24 protein-coding genes and 1 pseudogene are annotated in these 22,373 nt (G+C 66.0%); 17 read left to right on the top strand and 8 right to left on the bottom strand.

What is annotated here, in order from left to right:
• Positions 1–241 precede the first annotated feature (241 nt).
• Entirely contained in the window at positions 242–643 is a 402-nt protein-coding gene (locus tag ACQP0C_RS23520) for a low affinity iron permease family protein (RefSeq protein ID WP_433734632.1), read from the bottom strand.
• A 194-nt stretch (positions 644–837) separates the two neighbouring features.
• Between ACQP0C_RS23520 and ACQP0C_RS23515 the strand changes: the two genes are divergently transcribed.
• Entirely contained in the window at positions 838–1,164 is a 327-nt protein-coding gene (locus ACQP0C_RS23515; RefSeq protein ID WP_433723129.1) for a hypothetical protein, read from the top strand.
• 190 nt (positions 1,165–1,354) lie between these two features.
• On the opposite strand, the pseudogene gvpJ reads toward ACQP0C_RS23515, so the two are convergent.
• The 3 genes and pseudogenes from gvpJ to ACQP0C_RS23500 form a co-directional block, all read right to left on the bottom strand.
• Positions 1,355–1,486, bottom strand: a pseudogene (gene gvpJ, locus ACQP0C_RS23510) (gas vesicle protein GvpJ); the annotation flags it as partial.
• 62 nt (positions 1,487–1,548) lie between these two features.
• Positions 1,549–2,586, bottom strand: coding sequence for an SRPBCC family protein (locus ACQP0C_RS23505; protein ID WP_433723127.1), 1,038 nt, complete (start codon positions 2,584–2,586; stop codon positions 1,549–1,551).
• A gap of 5 nt (positions 2,587–2,591) precedes the next feature.
• Positions 2,592–3,227, bottom strand: a complete 636-nt coding sequence (locus ACQP0C_RS23500; RefSeq protein ID WP_433723125.1) for a hypothetical protein — start codon at positions 3,225–3,227, stop codon at positions 2,592–2,594.
• A gap of 632 nt (positions 3,228–3,859) precedes the next feature.
• On the opposite strand from ACQP0C_RS23500, the gene ACQP0C_RS23495 reads away from it, so the two are divergent.
• From ACQP0C_RS23495 to ACQP0C_RS23485, 3 genes are all read left to right on the top strand, one after another.
• On the top strand, positions 3,860–4,033 hold the full coding sequence (locus ACQP0C_RS23495) for a CsbD family protein (RefSeq protein ID WP_433723123.1): 174 nt from the start codon (positions 3,860–3,862) through the stop codon (positions 4,031–4,033).
• A 139-nt stretch (positions 4,034–4,172) separates the two neighbouring features.
• A complete protein-coding gene (locus ACQP0C_RS23490) occupies positions 4,173–4,328 on the top strand; it encodes a DUF6131 family protein (RefSeq protein WP_433723121.1) in 156 nt (51 codons plus the stop codon).
• A gap of 491 nt (positions 4,329–4,819) precedes the next feature.
• Positions 4,820–5,782 (top strand): ferritin-like domain-containing protein, encoded by a 963-nt coding sequence (locus ACQP0C_RS23485; RefSeq protein ID WP_433723119.1) that lies wholly within the window; start codon positions 4,820–4,822, stop codon positions 5,780–5,782.
• A 139-nt stretch (positions 5,783–5,921) separates the two neighbouring features.
• On the opposite strand, the gene ACQP0C_RS23480 is transcribed toward ACQP0C_RS23485, so the two are convergent.
• Positions 5,922–6,158: a hypothetical protein gene (locus ACQP0C_RS23480; protein WP_433723117.1), complete on the bottom strand. Its 237-nt coding sequence runs from the start codon at positions 6,156–6,158 to the stop codon at positions 5,922–5,924.
• Between ACQP0C_RS23480 and ACQP0C_RS23475 the strand changes: the two genes are divergently transcribed.
• The 6 genes from ACQP0C_RS23475 (at position 6,157) to ACQP0C_RS23450 (ending at position 13,304) form a co-directional block, all read left to right on the top strand.
• Positions 6,157–6,762 carry a hypothetical protein gene (locus ACQP0C_RS23475; protein WP_433723115.1) on the top strand — a complete coding sequence of 202 codons (606 nt, stop codon included), beginning with the start codon at positions 6,157–6,159 and terminating at the stop codon, positions 6,760–6,762. The two genes, ACQP0C_RS23480 and ACQP0C_RS23475, sit on opposite strands and share 2 nt — an antisense overlap.
• Before the next feature lie 269 nt (positions 6,763–7,031).
• On the top strand, positions 7,032–7,406 hold the full coding sequence (locus tag ACQP0C_RS23470; protein WP_433723113.1) for a hypothetical protein: 375 nt from the start codon (positions 7,032–7,034) through the stop codon (positions 7,404–7,406).
• Between the two features lie 993 nt (positions 7,407–8,399).
• On the top strand, positions 8,400–8,672 hold the full coding sequence (gene tatA, locus ACQP0C_RS23465) for a Sec-independent protein translocase subunit TatA (protein ID WP_433723111.1): 273 nt from the start codon (positions 8,400–8,402) through the stop codon (positions 8,670–8,672).
• Positions 8,673–8,775: 103 nt separating this feature from the next.
• Positions 8,776–9,729, top strand: a complete 954-nt coding sequence (gene tatC, locus ACQP0C_RS23460; RefSeq protein ID WP_433723109.1) for a twin-arginine translocase subunit TatC — start codon at positions 8,776–8,778, stop codon at positions 9,727–9,729.
• A 2-nt stretch (positions 9,730–9,731) separates the two neighbouring features.
• Positions 9,732–12,431: a DEAD/DEAH box helicase gene (locus tag ACQP0C_RS23455; RefSeq protein ID WP_433723107.1), complete on the top strand. Its 2,700-nt coding sequence runs from the start codon at positions 9,732–9,734 to the stop codon at positions 12,429–12,431.
• A gap of 150 nt (positions 12,432–12,581) precedes the next feature.
• Positions 12,582–13,304, top strand: a complete 723-nt coding sequence (locus ACQP0C_RS23450; protein ID WP_433723105.1) for a DUF4333 domain-containing protein — start codon at positions 12,582–12,584, stop codon at positions 13,302–13,304.
• Between the two features lie 191 nt (positions 13,305–13,495).
• Here the strand turns inward: ACQP0C_RS23450 and ACQP0C_RS23445 are convergent, their stop codons facing one another.
• On the bottom strand, positions 13,496–14,464 hold the full coding sequence (locus ACQP0C_RS23445; RefSeq protein ID WP_433723103.1) for a 5'-3' exonuclease: 969 nt from the start codon (positions 14,462–14,464) through the stop codon (positions 13,496–13,498).
• An 89-nt stretch (positions 14,465–14,553) separates the two neighbouring features.
• On the opposite strand from ACQP0C_RS23445, the gene ACQP0C_RS23440 reads away from it, so the two are divergent.
• Positions 14,554–15,681: a M24 family metallopeptidase gene (locus ACQP0C_RS23440; protein WP_433723101.1), complete on the top strand. Its 1,128-nt coding sequence runs from the start codon at positions 14,554–14,556 to the stop codon at positions 15,679–15,681.
• 19 nt (positions 15,682–15,700) lie between these two features.
• Here ACQP0C_RS23440 and ACQP0C_RS23435 read toward each other — a convergent pair whose 3' ends face one another.
• Positions 15,701–16,111, bottom strand: a complete 411-nt coding sequence (locus ACQP0C_RS23435) for a PPOX class F420-dependent oxidoreductase (RefSeq protein WP_433723099.1) — start codon at positions 16,109–16,111, stop codon at positions 15,701–15,703.
• Between the two features lie 128 nt (positions 16,112–16,239).
• Between ACQP0C_RS23435 and ACQP0C_RS23430 the strand changes: the two genes are divergently transcribed.
• The 4 genes from ACQP0C_RS23430 (at position 16,240) to ACQP0C_RS23415 (ending at position 19,684) form a co-directional block, all read left to right on the top strand.
• A complete protein-coding gene (locus ACQP0C_RS23430; RefSeq protein WP_433723097.1) occupies positions 16,240–16,995 on the top strand; it encodes an SDR family NAD(P)-dependent oxidoreductase in 756 nt (251 codons plus the stop codon).
• Positions 16,974–18,248, top strand: a complete 1,275-nt coding sequence (gene cbiE, locus ACQP0C_RS23425; protein WP_433734631.1) for a precorrin-6y C5,15-methyltransferase (decarboxylating) subunit CbiE — start codon at positions 16,974–16,976, stop codon at positions 18,246–18,248. The genes ACQP0C_RS23430 and cbiE overlap by 22 nt, the downstream gene beginning before the upstream one ends.
• Before the next feature lie 99 nt (positions 18,249–18,347).
• Positions 18,348–18,938 (top strand): hypothetical protein, encoded by a 591-nt coding sequence (locus ACQP0C_RS23420; RefSeq protein WP_433723095.1) that lies wholly within the window; start codon positions 18,348–18,350, stop codon positions 18,936–18,938.
• Positions 18,935–19,684 (top strand): cobalt-precorrin-6A reductase, encoded by a 750-nt coding sequence (locus ACQP0C_RS23415; protein ID WP_433734630.1) that lies wholly within the window; start codon positions 18,935–18,937, stop codon positions 19,682–19,684. The genes ACQP0C_RS23420 and ACQP0C_RS23415 overlap by 4 nt, the downstream gene beginning before the upstream one ends.
• Before the next feature lie 160 nt (positions 19,685–19,844).
• Here ACQP0C_RS23415 and ACQP0C_RS23410 read toward each other — a convergent pair whose 3' ends face one another.
• On the bottom strand, positions 19,845–20,375 hold the full coding sequence (locus tag ACQP0C_RS23410; RefSeq protein ID WP_433723093.1) for a PadR family transcriptional regulator: 531 nt from the start codon (positions 20,373–20,375) through the stop codon (positions 19,845–19,847).
• A gap of 102 nt (positions 20,376–20,477) precedes the next feature.
• Between ACQP0C_RS23410 and ACQP0C_RS23405 the strand changes: the two genes are divergently transcribed.
• Both ACQP0C_RS23405 and ACQP0C_RS23400 read left to right on the top strand, forming a co-directional pair.
• The gene (locus ACQP0C_RS23405) at positions 20,478–21,119 is read left to right on the top strand and encodes a GntR family transcriptional regulator (protein ID WP_433723091.1); all 642 of its coding nucleotides are present in this window, start codon (positions 20,478–20,480) and stop codon (positions 21,117–21,119) included.
• Positions 21,120–22,343, top strand: coding sequence for an MFS transporter (locus ACQP0C_RS23400; RefSeq protein WP_433723089.1), 1,224 nt, complete (start codon positions 21,120–21,122; stop codon positions 22,341–22,343).
• The last annotated feature ends 30 nt before the right edge of the window (positions 22,344–22,373 follow it).

Genomic DNA, 22,373 nt, shown 5'->3' with positions numbered 1-22,373 from the left:
CGGACAGCTAGCCCACAGCCCTCGACCCGCGACAATCCCCGGCAGCGTGGGTGAGCGATCTGCTGCCGCTGGTCGCCGATGGTGCCCCATTCCGCGTGGAAAGTTTTGCGGCACATCGGCTTCCGCTCGCCGCCGTGCCCGATGCGTAGCGGAGGTTTCAGTGCGAGCTAGGTGGGGCGGTGGAGATGGTGCTCGTTCCCATTGCCGAACTGGTCTGCAGGTTCGGGTCACTCTGCAACCGCTATCGGGAGCCCTCGCGTTTCTCGAGTCCGACCGCGTCTGCGAGTTCGGTGCGGTGACGGTCGAGTTCGGGATATTCCCGGCTGAGTTCGCCCATAAAATCTGCCAGCGCGTCCGCCATTGCGTTCAGTTTCTGCTGAATCGCCGCATCGCTGCGGCTCTGGGTATTTTGCAGCAGCGCGACCAGCAGGAAGGTGATAATCGTGGTCGCGGTGTTGATCACGAGCTGCCAGGTGTCCACGCTCGGCAGGACGAGGATTGAGGGTACCCAGGTCATCACCAGGACCACGCAGAAGACGAAGAACCCTGCCCGCGATGCCCACTTGCTCGTGACCGTGGCGAAACGATCGAAGATCGACAGCCGTTCATTGCCGGACGAGGCCTGGGGCGGGTTATCCACAATGATTCCTTTCGTCCTCGGATGGACAGTGCCGTGATACCACAGGGGCGCGCCGATAAACCGCCGGTTTCACCGCACCGATATCGGTTGTGTGGCAAGGGTTGCAGCCCAGTCGGTTCGAAATCTCATTCGCGGGGTAATACCCGAACGTTGGGAAGCGAGGTTGCCCGTACCACACGCGCGAAGGGAGGTTTCTGATGACGGCCGAAGGGAATTCGATGAGCCAGTCATCTCAGCCGCCAGGGGATTCTCGGCAAGCGCAGCAATGGCGGGTATCCCGCAAGCACGCCGGCGAAGGTATCGAGAACGGCTACAACGCCGTAGGCGTGATGCTCCTCGGCCTGGGCATCGTCGCCTTGGCGCTGGCGTTGATCGCCGGCGGTTACGGCTACGCTGGATTAGCTGCGGTGGCGGGCGTGGTCTGTGCGGTGCTGTTTCTAGGCGGCGGGGCGGTGATCGTTGCCGAATGGCGGCGCCGACGTTCTCGCGACGGGCTGATCCCCGAAGTGCGGCAAGGCCATTGACGATTGGAGGCGGATGCGGCCGTCCTGACATCCGCCTTCCACGAGCATGATGACGCCCAAGACGATCATGAGAACTTCTTCGTATGGGCGGCTATGACACCGACGCTCTTCCCGGCGTACCTGTCGTGAAACTTGGGCAGCGCGCGGCTGGGCATATTCCGATTCGCTCCGACGCTGCTGGGTGTGCGTGTGACACTCGGGCGAAAGCGTCGATGACCAGGCCTTTATCGAGAATGGTATCTACGACATCAGCCAGGCTGGACGAGTTCGGCCGAACCAGCGTGCTGGTTCCGCCACCGCCTCCTGCGGGTTCGATTGTCATCTGCTTGCTCCTTGGCTCACGCGCGACCGGCGGGTCACCGGGGTCGCGCGGCGCGCAGCCGGTCAGCGGCGAGGCGGCTCTCGTTCTTCCTCCTCGTCCATGTCGCGCTGATCCGCGTCCTGCTCCTCGACCTCGTCTTCCTCCGCCTCGTCGGTTTCTTCATCGTCGCGATCGGCGTCGGCTTGTTCCTCGCGCCGTGCGGTCTCGTCGTCTTCCACGACCTCGCCGTCGCGGATCTCGCCGTGCCAGCCCACGATGTCGTCGCTGTGCAGCACCGCCTCCGTCATGACATGCCGCTGGAAATGTTTGAGTTCCAGCCGGCACCGGCGACCTGCCGCGCGCCACAGATTGGCGGTCTTCTCGAACACTCCTTGCGGGTGGTACGCGAGCACCATGAGGATGCGGGTGAGGTCTGGTGTGATCTCGTGGAAGGTCACGGCACCGTCGATGTAGCCCTTGGCACCTTTGGAGCGCCACACGATCCTCTCGAATGGCACCTGCTCGATGATCGTGGACTCCCAGGTCCGTCTCGACCAGAACACTTTGCCGGTCCAGGTGAGCTTCTCGTCGGAGACCTGCTCGACCTGCTCGAGCTTCTTCGTGAATTTCGGAAAGTCCGCGAACTGGGTCCACTGGTCGTACGCCAGATCGATCGGCACTCCCACGTCGATCTGCTCGACGATATTGGTCAGCTTCAGCTTCTTTGTGCCACCCTTGCCCTTCCCGCCGGTCAGTGACTCCTTGACCGTTTCGAACGTTTCCTGGACCGAGTCCCCGAGCTTGCTCATACCGCCGCTCAAGGCCGCCCGGAACGGCGAAGCGCCGCCAGCCAGCTTCTCCACGCCGGTCACCGCCGCCAGCAAATTCCCGCCGCTGCCGTCGGCGTAGTCGTTCAGCCGGTCAGCGGTTCTCGATACCCGGCGCGACAGCCCGGCTACCGCGCGTTCGGTCAAGGTCCCGGCGAGGTTCTGCACGGATTGCTGCAGTAAGCCCGTCGGGGTAGGTGTTTTGGCTGTTTTCCGTGCAGCCGCCCCGGCGCGGCTCGCGGTTTCGGTGACCCGGCCGATGGTGTGGGCGGCGACTCCGTTGGTCTTCGACATCGACCTCACCTCCTCGTGCGGCGCACGGGCGCGTCGTCGGCCTCGGCGCGGGCACGGCGTCGGACGGTCGAGGCCGACTTACGATCCGAGGACCCGGACTTACGCTCCGAGGTCCGGGTGCTCGTCGTCCGCGCGCGTGCGGCTCTCGGGCGGCCTACCCGCGCACGCGCGACGGGCCGCCTCCCGCGCTCGTCGTCCTCGTCGCGGTCTGTTCCGGAATCGACTTCGTCGGCGAGATCCTCGTCCTCGTCGGCGGACGCTTCCCCGGTGTCCTGGCGAGTTTCGTACTCGTCTTCGTCTTCGTACGAATCCGTTTCACGCTCGTCTCGGTCCCTGTCGGCGACCAGCGTCGAGCCCTGCTGCAGCCGGGTGTTGAGCGCATCGAGACGGTTGCTCGTGGCGGTCACCGCGGCCGACCGGACCGCACCCAGCAAGTCCCCGCGCACGGTGTCGGTGAGCTGTGTCAGCTCCGGCGACGATTTAAGCAACGAGGTCCCGCGCTCCAGCAGTTCGGCGGGCATTCCCGTGTTCCGCCGCGCCATCGCCGCCCCCGCCAGCGACAACGCGAAGCGCATCTTGCGCGTGCGTCCCAGCACGTAGCCGATGCCCACCCCTATTGCAATTCTTGCGCCACCTTTCATGGCTTACTCCTTGCTTGCCTCGACTACCGCTGCACCAATACGGCTCCGGGTCGGTCGAGCGACGACACTCCGATGAGTGGGATAGGCCACATTGCAAAATAGCCTGACCTTAGCGTAAGCCCCGCTAACGCCCTTGCCGGCCAGCGTTGCGATGGTTTTCAAGGACCGCGCTCGACTGGCGACTGTCACGGCTTTGCCCGCAGCAAATGCAGCATCGACTGTGTGTCGATCTGCTTCGGGTCGACGCCATGGCTCTCCCGGCGGGCATCGGGTCGAAGAGTGAATCGAGCAGATGGAAGGGCGGGCCGAGGAGAACTGCCGCCAGGAGCCGATCGGCAAAGGCAGAAGCTGAGGTCAAGGCGGCGCAGGCCGAGCAGCTTGCCGGCGCAGGTGCATCGCAGCGAGGCGGCGGATTCGCGAACCGAGCTGGACATAGAGCGGGAGCACGCGGGTTGATCCGGACTCGAAGCTAGGTGAGGAGCCGCAGGGGCTGATCCCGGATAGCTAGCCTAACTAGCCCTCGACCCGTGACAATCCCCAGCAGCGTTGTTTGGCTGTCCGAATGCGGGTTATTCGCCAGAAGACCGGCTGGAGCAGTAGGCCGGGCACCTTCGAACGATGGGGCCGTAGTCATGGGCACTGTGGACAAGGCAAGGAATAAGGCCGACGAACTCTCCGGAAAGGCCAAGGAGAAGGTCGGCAAGGCGACCGACGACAAGGACAAGCAGCGCGAGGGCAAGGCCGATCAGGTCAAGTCGAACCTCAAGGATGCAGGCGAGAAGGTCAAAGACGCGTTTCGCGACTGACATGACGCTTGCAGGGAGCGGCTCACGACGAGGTTCCCGGTGTGCCGCGAATATCCCAACTCAGCCGCCGAAAAATCGGTACGCCGGGCTCGAGCCGTTCGGGCCCTTCGAATACAGCAGCGAAACCAGGTAGCCGGCCATGATCATTCTCGGAATCATCCTTCTCATCGTTGGGTTCATATTCAGCATCCCGATCCTCTGGACCATCGGGATCGTGGTCCTCGTCATCGGGCTCGTGTTAATGCTGTTGGGGTCGACCGGCCGCGCCATCGGCGGCCGACGCCATTACTACTGACCTCTGGATCGCATTTGCCTCCACACATCTCGACCAACTGGATTGCGGTAGCGCCCGCCTCAACTGCCTTCGCAGTCGCATCAGCTCGGCCCGCTCGGCCGCATCCAACGATTTGTTGCCGTGAACCTCGGCGGCGACAATCCGTCGCCGCTCGTCTTTCACCCATGTACCCAGCAGACTCTCGTGAATACACAGTTCCCGCGACACTTCGGCGACCGTGACGAGCGGAACCGATGACACGATGCGCAGCCCCGCCCGTGTATACCCCGGCGGTGAACGACCGACGCTTAGAGGAGGCATGAGGACCTCCAGCAACCATCGGTCCCGCTATTTCGGATGTCCACTACTTCAGGGGTTCCTCTGTGTTTGTCAAGCTGCTGCAGTCGACTTCGAACATCGACAGTCAGCGGGTTACCGGACGGTATAGTCAGCAAGTGCTGCACCGTGCGCCGACCTGATGCCGTCAACAACGCCGAAGGGACGAGATACGCATGAGCACACCCAACGCGAATACTTTGTTGGCGCAGCTGCGCGCCGTTCTCGCTTTGACCAACGCCGAAGTCCAGGTCGCGGAGACCCGGATCGTGCAGGCGCGCACCGAGGCGGTGCGCCGCGAGTTGTCCCAGAACGCCGACAACGCCCGCGACCGTGCTCGTGCCATCAAGGCAGCTATCCGTGAACTGGGCGGTGTCCCGGAGCTGATCGGCCCGTTCGTGGGACGGGGAGCCGCTGCGGTCAAGGCTGTGGTCGAACAGGCCCAGCCGTTCGACGAAGCCCTGCTCGGTGACCTGGCACTGGAACACCAGCTCCTCGACCGCGCCCGCTACATCAAGGTCCTCGCCACCACCGCTGGGCACTCCGATGTCGTGGCGTTGGCGCAAAAGTTGATCACCGCGCACACCGCGACCGTGGACTGGCTGACCACCGTCCTGGCCGAGGATGCCCTCGGCGGGCCGGTCGCACTGCGCCGCACCCGGCTACAGGCGGGCACGGGGACCGTGGTGAAGCTGGTCAACCTTCCTGTCACCTGGTCCGCGCGGGGCCTCGATCGGGTGCTCGACACCATCCGTGCCACCCCGCCCGCGCTCGGCGATCTGCTCGGCCAGGGCACGCGCGCCGGTGATGTCGCCGTCAAAACCCTCACCGCCTCCCGCGACGCGGCCCTGGCCACCGCCGAGCAGGTCGCTCGCCGCGAGGGCGCTGATGGCGCCGCTGATGCCCTGCGCTCGCTGCGCACCGCCACCGGCGTTCTCGAGCCCGACGAATTGCCCGTCGCCGACTACGACGAATTGAACGTCGCCCAAGCCGTCGCCGCGGTCAAGGAACTCACCGAACCCGCCGATATCCGGGCGATCCTCGCGTATGAGGAGGCCAACAAGGACCGCCAGGGTGTCGTCTCTGCTGCCCAGTCCCGGCTCGCGGCCATCGCCCACGACATCACCGGCCTCAGCTGAGGCCGGTGCTGCCCGCCCCAACGCGCAACTCCCGCTTCGCCTGCGAGCAGAGCAGGCCGATCTCGATGTTCAAGATTCTGGAACCGGCTAATAGCCCGATCCGCGCACCACGATCCACCGTGACGAAACATGCCAGGAACTATCCCCGCAAAGCCATGCTCTCTCCGGGTAGGACGCCGACGACGAGATCCGCACCGCCCACCACCACCGAAACCTGACCGTCGGAAACCGTTGCGATGCGGGTCGAATCGGGATTATCGCGGACCTCGCCGAGCCCGAGATGAACCGCGAGCGCGAGCGACACGAACGCCCGGCGAGCTGCCTGCTCGGTGGGCGTGTCATCGGGGGTCTGTGCGTCCGGACTGAAAGTATGCATGTCCATGTCCCCGGCGAAGAAGACTGCACGTTGGCGCGTCTGGAAATCCTCGCGCGAGGCTCGCCCAAGCCCGCCGACCGAGTTCGGCGCGGCGCTGCAAGCCGAGATCTGGCATCGCCGCTACCCACCGGTCAGCGTCGCCCAGGCATTGGGCACCGCCTGCGGTCACCCAGTCTCCGGAGCGGATATGCGGGTGTTCGCCGGGCTGGAAATTCTGCTGCGCGCCCGCGGCTGGCGCTTCATCGGGGAATGCTCCGGCCCGCAACAACTCACCTTCAGCTACCCGCCCTCCGAGGCTGGAGTCGACTACAGACGGCTAGGTCTGGAACCGGTCACCACGGTCGTGGTCGTCGTGGACCGCTCCGGACCGACCGACACCGCCTCCGGTTGCCAGGTCGAAATCCTGCTCGTCGGCGCACCGCACGGGCACGCCCACCTCACCAACCTGGCCGTGCTCACCACCCACCTCGCCGTCATCGAATCCCATCGATCCACCGACCCGACCCCGCTGCCGTTCCTCCCGATCGGGCGCGCCCACCCCGGCCAACGCGTGGACCGGACCGCACCGGCGCTGCACAGCGATATCCACAGCGCAGACACATGACCGCAACGGACGAGGGCGCCACCGATGATGAGGACCAGGAACTGGCTGGCGAGCCGACCTCGTGCCGGTTCGATCTTGCGCCGCCACCACCGCCGTACGCACGGCCTGAGCACCAATCTCGGGGCGCGTGCCACGCACGGCGCGCGCCGGGGCAGCTGAAACCAGTAGCCGACACCACGGACTTCCTGGTGTCTTGGGTTGGCGCACTGTAGATTTCGGTTGATAAGCGGGAACGGCGAGGGCTCGTCCTGACGGTTTGGGGGTTTGGTATGTCTGCCAATTTCGATGTCGGTGAGTCTGACTTCGAGGACGAGCGGATCATGGCCGAATATCGCGGTACCGCCGAACATGTCGACGACGATGGGGATCTGGCGGAGGCGGGCATGATCTCCGAGGTAGACCTACGACTGTTGGGCTACCGCAAGCAGGATTTGGAGTCGCTTTTCGGTCCTCGCACCGAGATCACGGTAAGTGGTCGCCAGGTATGGAACCTCGACCACGTCCGCGCGATCGAAGCCCAACAGCTGGTACCGTTTCGCGGACGCATCATGCGAGAGCTGCGATACTGCCTCGATATCGAGACCGCCCTCGAGGCACTCGAGCACATGTTCGACAAACTGGGCCAGCCCGCGATCGAACGGTAGAGACATCGAGGCACGCTGCTGCCGTCGAGGCGGGTGTAGTTCCAGTTCATCTTGGTCAGAGCGAGAATCTCGGCTGCATTCTTGTAGTACAGCGCCGTGTGCAGGTTCCACGCATGTGTTGCCTCGTCTTGGTTCGCACCAATCCTGCCGGTCTGCGGGACCTTGAAGGCGGGATCCCAAGTGTTGCGGCGCACAATTTGGATGGGTTGCTTGTAGCAAAGGGACCGAGCCTTCAGCAGCGCGTGAAAGTCAGCGACTAACCCCGAATTCCGCCCGTCCATGCGCGACCCGTCGATCTCAACGTCATCAGGGCTCCTCGGAGCCTTCGACAATGCCGCATCGTTCAGGTTGTCGGGTCGGCACACGATCACCACGTCGCAAGAAGGCTCGTCGTGAAGGGACTGTAGCTCGGCGTCGTAGATCTCAACCGCGTTCGCCACGGCCCGTTTCGGATGCAATCCGTCGAGTCCGTCGGTCGGATCGCCGGGGATCCGGTTCTGGTGGGCAGTTCCGGTCCGCCTTTCCGGGTCGCGTTCAGCCGCTTCGGCGATGCTGGCGGTTCTCACGGATGAACTCCGCCAGCAGCGGCGAAGACGTCGAACACCAGACGCCACCAACCGCGATTCGCGCTGGCTGTTTCCCGGTCGACGGGCCGAACCGCCGATGCGCCCCGACACCCCGGGCGGCCTACTGAAAGCGCTTGGTGTCCTCAACACCGCGGCACCGCCCTACACACACGTCGGCCGAATTCTTGACGACTAACTGTCAGCACCATGACCAGCGGCGCCCCGTTTAGAGAGCACACTGGTAACTCGTCGGGTACGCCCAGAGCTGAGCGGACGATTCCACCGCCGGCCCGTAACGGCACGATCGAGGCCTGTACGACCGGCAAAAGGCGCGGGGAGGCGGGGGAGTAAACGCACACCAACGCCGGAGTTCTCCCATGTCATAGTCCGGTAGCATCAGAGCTACCACATTCTTTGGAGGTTAATTATGGGCAGTCTGAGCATCTGGCACTGGCTGATCATCGCCGCGGTCTTCGTGATGTTCTTCGGCGCGAAGCGTATGCCCGATGCCGCCCGTAGCCTGGGCCGCTCGCTGCGCATCTTCAAGAGCGAAGTCAGCCAGATGCAGAACGAGAGCAGCGCACAGGCAAGTGCAGCACCGGCCCAGCAACCGGCCGCGGAGCTTCCGCAGGCTCCGGCCGTCCAGCCGACGGTGACCCAGCCGCAAGCAGAGCCCCAGGCGCAGCCGAAGTCGCTCTGAGCCCAGCGTTGCCGCCGGGGTGAGTGCGAACTCGCTCCGGGTGTAGTGCTGTTGCCCGCCGACCGCTGCGGGCACCTTCGACCCCAGGGGCCAACACACCACCATGCGAATCCCGTTCGATCCCCGGCGCAGTAAGCGCAGGACGAATCCCGACGGCACCATGTCGTTGGTCGAGCATCTGCAGGAGCTGCGCCGTCGGCTGCTGATCTCGATCGCCGCGGTCGTCGTCACCACGCTGTTCGGCTTCTTCTGGTACGCCCACACGATCTTCGGCATCGAAAGCCTCGGATCGGTGCTGACCGGACCGTACTGTTCGCTGCCCGCCTCCTCGCGCGCCGTGCTGACCGCCGACGGTGCCTGCCGTCTGCTGGCGACCGCGCCGTTCGAACAGTTCATGCTGCGGTTGAAGGTCGGCATGACCGCCGGTGTCGTGCTCGCCGCCCCGGTATGGCTGTATCAGATCTGGGCGTTCATCACGCCGGGCCTGTACTCGAAGGAACGCAAGTACGCCGTCGGGTTCGTCACCTCGGGCAGTGCGCTGTTCGTGACCGGTGCCGTCCTGGCCTATTGGGTTGTCGCGCATGCGTTGAGCTTCCTGCTCAATATCGGCAACAACGCGCAGATCACGGCGCTGAGCGGTACGCAGTACTTCAGCTTCATCATCAATCTGCTGGTGATCTTCGGCGTCAGCTTCGAAATCCCGCTGCTGGTAGTCGGATTGAACCTGGTCGGGGTGCTCAAGTACGACAAGCTCGCCAAGTGGCGGCGCGGAATCGTGTTCGGGCTCTTCGTCTTTGCCGCGATCGTGACCCCGCAGGATCCGTTCTCGATGCTCGCACTGGCCTTCGCGCTGACGGTGCTGTTCGAGGTCGCCATCCAGTTCTCCCGGATCAACGACCGGCGCCGCGCGCGCCGGGAGGCCGAAGCCCTTGCGGCGCTCTCGGATGAGGAGGCCTCCTCGATCGCCGGACCCGAGCCGATCAACCCGGCCGAGTCGATCATGGATCCGCGCGAGAAATCGGCGCGTCCCGTGTCGGACTACTCCGATACCCTCTGACGGTGACATATCACCTGTCGCAGGCGGGCGAGCTGGCCAAGTTCTCTGCCGAGCTGACTTTCGGGTTGGACCCCTTCCAGCGCAATGCCTGTGTGGCCCTCGAGGGCGGGCACAGTGTGCTGGTCTGTGCCCCGACCGGCGCGGGTAAGACCGTCGTCGGCGAATTCGCGGTGCACCTCGCGCTGGCCGCGGGCGGAAAGTGTTTCTACACCACGCCGATCAAGGCGCTGTCGAATCAGAAGTTCGCCGATCTGACCGAGCGGCACGGACGCGACCAGGTCGGATTGCTCACCGGTGATCAGTCCATCAACCCGGACGCGCCGGTGGTCGTGATGACCACCGAGGTGCTGCGCAATATGCTCTACGCCTCCTCGGACGCGCTGCGCGGACTGTCGTATGTGGTGATGGACGAGGTGCACTACCTCGCCGACCGGTTCCGCGGCGCGGTGTGGGAGGAGGTCATCCTGCATCTGCCGCCGGATGTGCGGCTGGTCAGCCTGTCGGCAACGGTCAGCAATGCCGAGGAGTTCGGCGCGTGGATGGAGACCGTGCGCGGCGATACCGCGGTGGTGGTCGATGAGACCCGCCCGGTGCCGCTGTGGCAGCACGTGATGGTCGGGCGGCGGATGTTCGACCTGTTCGACACCAACTCCAGCGAGCAGAAGGTGCTCGTGGACGAGGACCTCGTCCGTTATATCCGCCATCGTGAGGCCGCCGACCGGATGAACGGCTGGGGCGGACCGCGCGGCGGTCGCGGCGGGAACCGCAGTTTCCGGCCGCTGCCGCGGCCGGAGGTGCTGGCCAAACTCGATGAGGAAGGGCTGCTGCCCGCCATCACCTTCATCTTCAGCCGGGCGGGATGCGACGGTGCGCTCGCGCAGTGCCTGCGTTCGCGCCTGGATCTCTCCCGGGCGGAGGAGGCCGAAGAGATCGACGCGATCATCGACAAGCACACCGGGGATCTGCCCAAGGGTGATCTCGAGGTGCTCGGCTACTGGGAGTGGCGCGAAGCGCTGCACCGCGGGCTGGCCGCGCATCACGCGGGCATGCTGCCCGCGTTCCGGCATACCGTCGAGGAACTGTTCGTGCGTGGTCTGGTGCGGGCCGTATTCGCTACCGAGACACTGGCATTGGGTATCAATATGCCCGCGCGGACGGTGGTGCTCGAACGGCTCGTGAAGTTCAACGGCGAATCACACGCCGAGCTGACACCGGGGGAGTACACCCAGCTCACGGGCCGTGCCGGGCGTCGTGGCATCGATGTCGAGGGCCATGCGGTGGTGCTGTGGCAGCCCGAGGTCGACACCAGTGCGGTCGCGGGTCTGGCCTCGACGCGGACCTATCCGCTGCGCAGTTCGTTCCGGCCCGGCTACAACATGTCGATCAACCTGATCGACCGGATGGGCGCCGACGAGTCGCGTGCGCTGCTCGAACGGTCCTTCGCGCAGTTCCAGGCGGACCGGTCGGTGGTGGGGCTGGTGCGTGGGATCGAACGCAATGAGGGGCAGTTGCGCAAGTTGCGCGATCAGCTCGGCGGCGCGGACGGCGGCTTCCTGGAATACATTTCCCTGCGCGAGCGGATCAAGCAGCGGGAACGTCAGATCGAACAGCAGGGGCGTGCGGATCGACGCGGTGCCGCGGTCGATGCGCTGGTGTCGTTGCGGCGCGGGGATGTGGTGGCGATTCCGTCCGGGCGGCGAGCCGGGCTCGCGGTGATCCTGGAACCCGATGCCACGCCGGGAGATCCGCGTCCGCTGGTGCTCACCGAGGACAAATGGGCCGGGCGGGTGTCGGTCGCCGATTTCCCGGTGCCCGCGAAGACATTGGGGCATATGCGGTTGCCGCGCAAGATCGATCACCGGACTGCGCGCACGCGGCGGGATCTGGCATCGGCATTGCGCAGCACCGGGATCTCGGCGCCGGGGCGGCAGCGGCGCGGCGATCGGTCGAAGGCGGGCGATGACCGCGAATTGTCGACACTGCGGCGCAGTCTGCGTTCGCATCCGGCGCACACCCGACCCGATCGCGAGCAGATGAGCCGGGTCGGCGAGCGCTACAACCGGCTGCTGCGTGAAACCGAGACGATGCGCCAGAAGGTTGCCGCGACCACCAATTCGCTGGCGCGCACCTTCGATCGGATTCTCGGCTTGCTGGAGGAGCGTGGCTTCGTGCGCGAGGGCGAGGTGACCTCGGACGGTCGTCGGTTGGCGCGGATCTATGCCGAAAGCGATCTGCTGGTTGCCGAATGCCTGCGGAAGGGCCTGTGGCGTGGGCTCGGACCAGCCGAGTTGGCCGCGGTGGTCTCCATATTGGTGTACGAATCCCGTCAGGAGGGCGGATATCTCGGCGCCAGCGGGCCGACCGAGCCGATCCGGCGTGCGGTCGGTGTGACCGTCGGTGTGTGGAGCGAGCTGCGCTCCGATGAGGCGCGGCACAAGCTGCCGCCGACACGCGAACCGGATCTCGGTTTTGTGACCGGTGTTTACAAATGGGCGCGCGGTGATGGGTTGGCCGAATCGTTGCTGGCCAGCGGGGATCAGAACGCGCCGTTGTCGGCGGGCGATTTCGTGCGGTGGTGCCGACAGGTGATCGATCTGCTCGATCAGATCCACGGGACCGCCGACGACGTGGAGATCGCGGCGACCGCGGCCAAGGCGGTCCGGGCGATCCGACGGGGTGTCGTAGCCGTGGACGCCGCGTAGCCGATTCGATTGTGATTTGATTTCTTTCGCGTACCGACCGTGGCGGAGGAGTCGGACAGGATCGCGCCTCGTACCGGATTGGTCCTGTTGTGCGACGAGTCTCACGCGGGGGGCTACCGTGTGTATAACGATGCGAGTGGAGGCAACCAGATGAGCGGCCCGTACGGACCGAACGACGCCCCTGGTCCCGGGGAGGGACGCAACGATCCCACCCAGCAGTGGGGCGGACAGCAGGCACCCGGTGCAGCCGGACCTACCCAGCAGTGGGGTGCTACTCCCGCGGCGCAGCCGACCCAGCAGTGGGGGGATCCGAACGCGCAGCAGCAGCCTTGGGGTCAGCCGAATCCGCAGAGTCAGCCGAGTCAGCCGCAGTGGGGTCAGCCGAATCCGCAGAGCCAGCCGAGTCAGCCGCAGTGGGGCCAGCCCCAGCCCAGTCAGCCGAGTCAGCCGCAGTGGGGTCAGCAGCCGGTGCAGGACTGGTCGGCGCAGCAGGGCCAGCAGCCCTGGCAGCAGGGCCAGCAGCAGCCCTGGCAGCAGCAGGCTCCGCAGCCCAGCGGTGGCGGTAAGAGCAAGGGCCTGTTCATCGGCCTGGGTGTGCTCGCGGTCGCCGTGATCGGTGCCATCGTGGTGCTGGTGCTCGTGCTGACCAGCAAGGACGAGCTCGATCAGGCCGCCGTCCAGGATGGCGTCAAGAAGGTGCTGTCGGATTCCTACGGGATCCAGGACGTGGCCGACGTCTCCTGCCCGTCCGGCCAGCAGGTCAAGGTCGATGCGACCTTCACCTGTGATCTGAAGGTCAGCGGCGAGCAGAAGAAGGTCACCGTCAAGATCACCAAGGACGACGGCACCTACGAGGTCGGCCGCCCGAGCTGACGGTTCGAGCCTGCGACCGACAGGATGGCGAGCGGGTGCCGGTGGGGCGGCCCCGCTGCTCAACGCCAGCAGCGAGCTTGCTGGTGCACATGCTGTGAGTACCTCGCACAAGCCGCAACCTCTGCGAGGCCGTTACCCGGTATGCGAGGCCCTAGTACTTATGCGTGACCATTGGTGCGGTGGCCATGCGCTTACGCCGAGTGCGCGGCAGTCAGTGCCGTGATCAGGCGGGTGATGGGGCTTTCCGCGTTGTAGGCGGTGGCCAGTTCGCGCAGGCGGTCCGGGTCGGCGGGGGTCGTGGGGAGAGTGTCGGGGCGGGAAAGTTCCACATCGGCGTCGCGGACCACACGGGTGACCGGTGCGGCGGCCTTCAGATAGGCCTCGGCCGCTCGTAATTTGGCGCGCACGCCCTGGGCCAGGTCGGCGGCCGGATCCGCGACGGCGGCGGTGAGCGTGTCGAGCGAGCCGAATCGGGAGATCAGGGTCGCGGCGGACTTCTCGCCGATACCGGCCACGCCCGGCAGACCGTCGGAGGAGTCGCCGCGCAAGGTCGCCATATCCGCGTAGGCCGGGCCCGCATTCTCCAGTGGCACACCGTATTTCGCGGATACCTCGGCGGGGCCGAAGAGTTCGGCCTTGGCCAGGCCGCGTCCGGCATAGAGCACCCGGACCGGGGGTGCCGGTTCATCGCGGACGAGCTGGAGCAGGTCGCGGTCGCCGCTGACGACCACCACCGGATCGGTGCGCTCGCGGGTGGCCAGGGTGCCGAGCACATCGTCGGCCTCGAGTCCGGCCGCGCCGCCGGTGGCGATCCCCGCCGCGGCGAGGACATCGAGGATCATCTCCACCTGTGGGGTCAATGTGTCGGGCACGTCCTCGGCGCCGGGTGCGGCATCGGTCGACGTATCGAGGCGGTGGGTCTTGTAGGTCGGCACCAGTGCCACCCGGAAGGCGGGTCGCCATTCCAGATCCAGGCATACGACCACCCGGTGCGGCCTGTGCTTGGTGATCAGCGAGGCCACCATGTCGGTGAAGCCGCGCAGTGCGTTCACCGAACGGCCGTCGGGTGCGGTGATCTTCTCCGGAATCGCGTGGAAAGCGCGGAACCACAGGCTCGCGCCATCGAGCAGCAGCAGGGGCCTACCGGACGTAGCGTTCACGCCGCTGAGGCTACCTGCCCGATCCGACAACCTTGATGCGATCGGCGTTCGCGTCCGGGGTGATCGAGGTGGCGGGTAACGTCGGCGGTATGAGCTCGCACACGGAGTCCCGATTCGCGGCGGATGTCTACGGTGATCGACTCGAGCGGGCGGTGCAGTTGATGCGCGCCGCCCATCTGGATGCCTTGTTGATCACGCCGGGGCCGGATCTGCGTTATCTGATCGGTTCGGCGGCGGAATCCTTCGAGCGGCTGACCTGTCTGGTGATACCGGCCGACGGCGCCACTGCGGCGGTGGTGATCCCGAAGCTCGAGTTGGCCTCGCTGGAGGGGTCGGCCGCGGGTGATCTCGGTCTGCAGGTGCTGGATTGGGTCGACGGCGTCGATCCGTACCAGCTGGTGAAGTCGGCGCTGCATGTCGGTTCCCGGGTCGCGGTCACCGATGTCATGCCTGCGCTGCATCTGCTGCCATTGGCCGAATCCGTCAGCGGCCTGCCGGTTTCCGCCACTCCGGTGCTGCGGGAATTGCGAATGATCAAGGATCAGGCCGAGATCGAGGCATTGCGGCGCGCCGGTGCGGCCATCGACCGGGTGCACGCGCGGATGGGCGAATTCCTGCGGGTCGGGCGGACCGAGGCCGAGGTCGGCGCCGATATCTCGGCCGCGATCGTCGAGGAGGGGCATACCGAGGCGGCCTTCGTCATCGTCGGCAGTGGACCGCACGGCGCGGATCCGCACCACGGCGTCTCCGACCGTCGCATCGAATCCGGCGATGTGGTCGTGATCGATATCGGTGGCCCCGTCGAACCCGGCTACTACTCGGATTCGACCCGCACCTACGTCCTCGGCGAGCCGAAGTCCGCCGTGGCCGCGCAATTCGCCGAACTGGAACGCGCCCAAGCCGCGGCGGTCGCCGCCGTCCGTCCCGGCGTCACCGCCGAGTCGGTGGACGCCGCCGCGCGAAACCTGTTGACCGAGGCCGGTTTCGGACCCGCCTTCGTTCATCGCACCGGCCACGGCATCGGTCTCTCGGTCCACGAGGAGCCCTACATCGTGGCAGGCAACACCCTGCCCCTGCAGCCCGGCATGGCCTTCAGCATCGAACCCGGCATCTACTTCCGCGGCGACTGGGGTGCGCGCATCGAGGACATCGTGGTGGTCACCGAAGACGGCTGCGAGTCGATGAACCAGCGGCCGCATGGGTTGACGGTGCTCTGAGAGTTCTGTCGGAGTCGGTTCAGGCCGGCGCGTGCGCGAGAGTGCTGCTGGACAATACGCGCTGGACCTGAATGGCGATGACCACGCGGGTCGGGTTCTCGCGGGGCACCCGATACCGGCCCGCATACCGGTCGACAGCTTCGGCGACATTGTCCGGATCGTCGAGCACGGTGGCCGGGCCTTCGAGAGTGAGCCAACGGATCCCATCCACCTGGCTCACCGCCGCATACCCGGAGCGCCGCACATTGCGCACCTTCACCGACCCGTCATTGGTGATCACCCGCGCGATCCCCGCCTCCGCATCCCAGGTGAACCCCACCGCCACCACATGCGGCGTCCCATCGGCGCGCAGCGTGGTCAAGGTCGCAAGATGCCGCTCGGCAACGAACTCGAGCGCGGCAGGAGACAACTGTGCGGTGCTGATCGGCATCCCCCGACAGTAGCGGTGCCCTGGTCGCCTGCCCACAGCCAATGCCGCGACACCGCAAGCCGTCGGTCACAAGGTGTTGCTGTGGAGGGGTGGGCGGGGGGTCGCGGATGGGGTGAAAGACTGGGGGTATGGGATTGCGTGGGATTGCCGACGGGGCGGTGGTGGTGCTCGGGGGGCGCAGCGAGATCGGGCTCGAGGTGGCGCGGCGGCTGGCGCCTGGGCGGGTGGTGGTGCTGGCGGCGCGGCGCAGTGGGGAGTTGGTCGAGGAGAAAGCGGCGATTGCGGCGGCGGGGGCGACGGCGGTGCATGCTGTCGAGTTCGATGCCGACGATACGGCGAGTCATCCGGCGCTGTTGGAGAAGATCGCGGCCGAGCACGGCGGGATCGGGGTGGCGGTGGTGGCGTTCGGGGTGCTCGGCGATCAGGCGCGTGCGGAACGTGATCCGGCGCATGCGATCGCGGTGGTGCACACCGACTACGTCGCGCAGATCAGTGTGCTCACCATTCTCGCGAATCTGCTTCGCGCGCAGGGCAGTGGCCAGCTCGTCGTCTTCAGTTCGTTCGCGGGCGCGCGGGTGCGGCGCGCCAACTATGTCTACGGTTCGGCGAAGGCGGGGCTCGACGGTTTCGCCAGCGGTCTCGCGGATGCGTTGCACGGCAGCGGTGTTCACCTGCTGCTGCTCCGCTGCGGTTTCGTCATCGGCCGGATGACCGAGGGCATGGAACCGGCCCCGATGTCGAGCACTCCCGACCAAGTGGCGGACGCGGTTGTGCGCGGCCTGCGCCGCCGCGCGGATCGCATGTGGGTCCCCGGCATCCTGCGCCCGGTGATCTTCGCGATCCGCCTACTGCCCCAACCCATCTGGCGCCGGATGCCCCGGTGAACGGCACACGGATCATCGCGGACCGGAATGCACCGCCGATCTCGGTTGTCGGGATCGGTGCGGACGGGTGGTCCGGGCTCGGATCGGTTGCGCGGGAGACGATCTCGGGAGCCGAGGTGGTATTCGGATCGGCGCGTCAGTTGGAGTTGCTACCGGACACCATTACCGCGCACGCGCAGGAGTGGCCCTCGCCTTTGCTGCCCGCTCTGCCCACATTGTTCGATGGCTACTCCGGGCGGAAGCTATGCGTGCTGGCCAGCGGGGATCCGATGTTCTATGGCATCGGGGTGACATTGGCGCGGCTGTTCGGGGCCGAGCGGCTGCGGGTGTTTCCGCAGGCGTCATCGGCATCGCTGGCCTGTGCGCGGCTGGGGTGGGCGCTGGCGGAGGTGCCGGTGGTCAGTGCGGTGGGGCGGCCGGTGGAGACGGTCTTGCCCGAGCTGGCGCATCGACGGCGCGTCCTGGTGTTGAGTGCGGACGAGCATACGCCGGGACGGATCGCGGAACTGTTGCGGGGCAATGGTTTCGGCGAATCGATGTTGACCGTGCTCGAACAGTTGGGTGGTCCGCGCGAACGGGTGGTGCGCGACCGCGCGGCGACCTGGGAGCTTGCGGCGGGTGATCCGCTCAATGTCATCGCGATCGACTGTGTCGCCGATCCGAAACACCCGCGGGCCACGCGCGTGCCCGGCCTGCCGGACGAGCTGTACGGCGGTGACGGTCAGCTCACCAAGTCCGAGGTCAGAGCATTGACGCTGGCCGCGCTGGCACCCGCACCCGGAGAATTGCTGTGGGATGTCGGCGGGGGCTCCGGCAGTATCGCGATCGAATGGTGCCGCACCCATCCGAGCTGCCGGGCGGTGAGCTTCGAGCGACTCGAACACAGGCGGCGGCAGATCGCCGACAACGCCGCCGCCCTGGGTGTTCCGCACGTCGGTGTGCGCGCAGAGGTGCTCACCGAGGTAGGAAAATCTACCGAATCTGCACCTCCTGATGCCATTTTTGTCGGCGGCGGCCTCACTCAAGCTGGCGTACTCGAGACATGCTGGTCCCATCTACGCCAAGGCGGCCGCTTGGTGGCGAATGCGGTGACCGCGGAATCCGAAGCGCTGCTGCTGAACTGGTCCGCGGCGCACGGCGGTGAACTGCGGAAGTTTCAGATCTATCGGGCCGAACCCCTCGGCAGGTTCACCACCTGGCGACCGCAGCTGCCCGTCACGCAGTGGGCCGTCGTGAAAGGCGACTCGTTCTGAAAACCTCACTTTATAGGTGAAACGGACTCGATCCAGCGGTAGGGTCGGTGCCCGAGATCCGGACGTTATCGCCGGATCCGTGTCCTATTGGGGAGATTTATGAAGTACAAGAAGTTTGCCGCCACCGCGATGATGGCCGTTGCCGCCACCGGTATTGCGGCGGGTACGTCCGGCGCCGCTCCGGCGGCACCCGCTCCGGCCGTGCAGAATCAGGCCGCGCCCGCCGTACAGGGCGAGGACCATGGTGTGAACTACGCGGTGCAGTTGGTCGACAAGTCGATCGTCGCGGCCGTGACCGGCGGGGCCTTCAGCCTCGACGCCGACCAGAAGTACGTCACGGTGAAGAACACCGAGGGCGCGGTCGTCACCTCGATCCCGTTGCAGGCGAAGGTCGGTGACCAGCTGATCCCGATCGCCGCCACCATCGACCCGTCGGCTCAGAAGTTGACGCTGACCCCCGAGGTCAAGCCGACCGCTGCCGCGGCAACGGCCTCCGCCGAGGCCATCTCCTCGCAGGAGTGGTTCTTCAGCGAACTGCAGCGCGCCTCCCTCGGTGCGGTCATCGGCGGCATCATCGGGTTCTTCTTCTTCGGCATCGGTCTGCCGGTGGGCGCGCTCATCGGCCTGCTCATCGCGGGCGGCCCGAACCTGATCAACGCGGGCATCGCCTACTTCAGCGGGCAACCCTGAAAACTCTGATTCTGGGCGGTACCCGAGAAGCCCGGGAACTCGCCCACATCGCTTCCGGCGAGCGAGGATTCGAGATCGTTTCCTCGCTCGCCGGTCGTGTTCGTGACCCGCTGCTGCCGGAGGGGCCGGTGCGGATCGGCGGCTTCGGCGGGGTCGACGGTTTACGGAAGTGGTTGGTGGCCAACGAGATATCGGTTGTCATCGATGCCACGCATCCGTTTGCGGGCACGATCAGCGCGAATGCGGCCAGTGCCGCAACGGATCTCGGCCTGCCGCTACTGCATGTGCGGCGGCCCGGTTGGCGCGAACAGCCCGGCGATCGGTGGCATCGGGTGCCCGACCTCGATGCGGCCGCGCACGCGGTCTCCGAACTGGGGCACCGCGTCTTCCTGACGATCGGCCGCCAAGGCGTCGCCGCCTTCGCGGGGCTGACGGACCAGTGGTTCCTGATCCGCGCCATCGACCCGCCCGCTGGTGCGCTGCCGCCGCACCACGAATTACTCCTGGCGCGTGGGCCTTTCTCGCCCGCGGATGAGTTGCGCCTGCTCATTCAGTATCGGATCGATGTGCTGGTCACCAAGGATAGCGGCGGCGATCAGACCGCCGCCAAACTCGCTGCCGCTCGATCGGCGGACATTCCGGTCGTCGTCGTGGACCGGCCCGAGCTGCCACCTGCGGCGATTGTCGCCGAGACGGTCTCGGACGCCTGGAAATGGTTGCGGGATATTGCAGCCCCTCGTTCGTAATCGACTCGATCTGCTGATCGGAAGCCGGGGTCGCGAAACTCGCCCCGTTCTCGACGCGGTTGCGGTGGTCACCAGGGCCGCGCCGTCGTGGTCGTCGCGACATGTCCAGGCCGGAGACAGGTTCCGGAGTGCAGTCCCGCAGAAGCTTGCGGGGCATTGCTCACCGCCCGAGGAGTTCGGGCAGCTTGTCGAACCAGGCCAGCACCGTGCGCTCATAGCCGATGCCGAATTCGAGGGTGGCACGTTGGTAGGGGGACATGCCGGTGTGATCGTCGGTCAGGTAGCGGTCCAGGCGCTGCTGGTGAATCTCCTTGTTGGCGGCGATGATTCGATCGAGGTGATCGGGATCGACGTGCTTGCCGAACGACAGGGTCAGTAGCAGCGGCACTCGAATGGTCTCCGCGCCCGGATCGCGAGCCACCCACTCGAGGAACGCTTCGCGCCCCGCGTCGGTGATCTGGTACGGCGTGCGATCGCGCGCTCCGGTCTCACCCTTTTCGACGAGTCCGGCCGCGTCCATGGCAGCCAACTCTCGGTATACCTGGCTTTGTGTGATGGTCCAGAAGTCGCCGATGCGGTCCTGGGCCTGAGTCACCAGATCCCAGCCCGACATCGGACCGTCGTGCAGAAATCCGAGCAGCGACGCCGCCGTGGAGTTCAGCGATTTGCGTTGTGTCGAGGTGTTCACCAACAGTCTGCTCCTTTCCCTCAACGTTCCATAGTGGAATGTTATACGACGCATGCCGCCGGGTCCCGCATTGGGCCCCGATGCCGTGTCGCTAGAATACAACTTGTGTCTAAGACGTATTCATCCGCCGAACTCGCCTACCGTGAGGTGAAGGAACGCATCCTGACCGGCGCGTTGCCCGGTGGTGAGCTGATCAGCGAGGGGGAGATCGCCACCGACCTCGGCATGTCCCGTACCCCGGTGCGGGAGGCATTTCTGCGACTCGAGGTCGAGGGATGGATGAAGCTCTACCCCAAACGCGGTGCGCTGGTGGTGCCGATTCCGCCCGCCGAGGCCGAACACGTCGTACATGCCCGCTATGTAGTCGAGACCGCGGCGGTGCGCGCGGTGGTCACGGCCGATCGCGCGGCACTGATCGCCGAACTGCACGCGTCGCTGGATCGTCAGCGTGAGCTGGCCGCCGCCGCGGATTTCGAGCGTTTCGCCATCGCGGACACCGACTTTCACCGCACCTATGTGGTCGCCGCGGGCAATCCACTGCTCACCGGGTTCTACGACTCGCTGCGCGAACGGCAGCGCCGCATGAACAGTGCTGCGCTGCACCGTGGTTCGACCGATACCGCCCGCATCATCGAGCAGCACACGCGCCTGGCCGAGCTGATCGAAACCGGCGATGTGGCCGGATTCGCCACCGCGCTGGTCGACCATATGTCCGGCGTGCACCAACTGGAAATGCGGGGCCTGTAAATGGCGACGCTGCTCGCCGTCGACGCCCGGTCGGAGCGGGGGCAGGGTAGGAGACAGTGGTGGGGTGTCGCGGCCGCGATGTTCGCGATCGCCTGGGGCGGTAACGAATTCACGCCGCTGCTGGTGATGTACAAGGGCAATGGACTGCCGGTCACCACGGTGGACCTACTGCTGTTCGACTATGTGCTCGGTATCGTGCCCGCCCTGCTGATCGGCGGCCCCCTTTCCGATCGCTACGGCCGCCGCATGCTGCTGCGTCCGGCACCGCTGATCGCGGCGGCCGGTTCGCTACTGCTGGCTTCTGGAGCCGAGTCGGTGCCGCTGCTATCAGCCGGACGGGTGCTCTGCGGGGTCGCGCTCGGATCGGCGATGGCGGTGGGAAGTAGCTGGCTCAAAGAACTTTCGCAGCCGCCGTTCGGGCCGCAGCTGCCAGCGGGGACCGGGGCTCGACGTTCGGCGATGAGCCTGACGGGTGGGTTCGCCATCGGTGCCGGTGTGGCGGGCGTGCTCGCGCAGTGGGCGCCGCTGCCGAATACGCTGGCATATCTGATCAATGCCGTGCTGTGCCTGATCGCGGCGGTCTGGGTGGCTCGGGGGCCGGAAACGTTGTCGCCGCAGCGCAATTCGGGTCGGTTGATCAATGATCTGAAGGTTCCGGCGGCCGCGCATCGCCGGTTCCGATGTGTTGGGTTGCCGGTCGCGCTGTGGCTGTTCACCTCTGCCGCAACGGCTTATGCGGTCATGCCCACGCTGATGGCGGCGAAGGTGCACGATGCACCGATCGCGTTCTCGGCATTGATCACAGTGGTCACCCTCGGCTGCGGTTTCGCCATCCAATCGGTGGCCCGCCGGGTTGATCGTCGCGGCACCGCTCGTGCCGCGGTGGTGGCGCTCGTACTGGTGGTCTGCGGAATGGTAACGGCCGCATGGGCTTGCGGCACATTGGCCATGCCGCTCACGATCGTCACCGCCGTCGTGCTCGGCGCTGGCTATGGGATCGGGCTGGTGGCCGGACTGCAGGAGATCGAACGCATCACCCGGCCCGACGACCTGGCCGGGCTGACCGCGGTTTTCTACTCCGTCAGCTATCTCGGCTTCGGTGTCCCCGCGCTTTTGGCGTTCCTGCACGAGTCTTTCGGCTTGGGATACCCGACGATGTTCGCAGTCGCGGCCCTGGGTGCCGCCGCATGCTCAGCGCTCGTGGCCCGCAACTATCGCTCCTGATAGGAGCTTCGGTTGCCGTAGTGATCGACA

Origin of the sequence: Nocardia sp. CA-129566, from assembly GCF_050956075.1 — a bacterium.
In the GTDB taxonomy this organism is placed as follows: Bacteria; Actinomycetota; Actinomycetes; order Mycobacteriales; family Mycobacteriaceae; genus Nocardia.
This window is presented reverse-complemented; position numbering and strand designations above follow the sequence as displayed.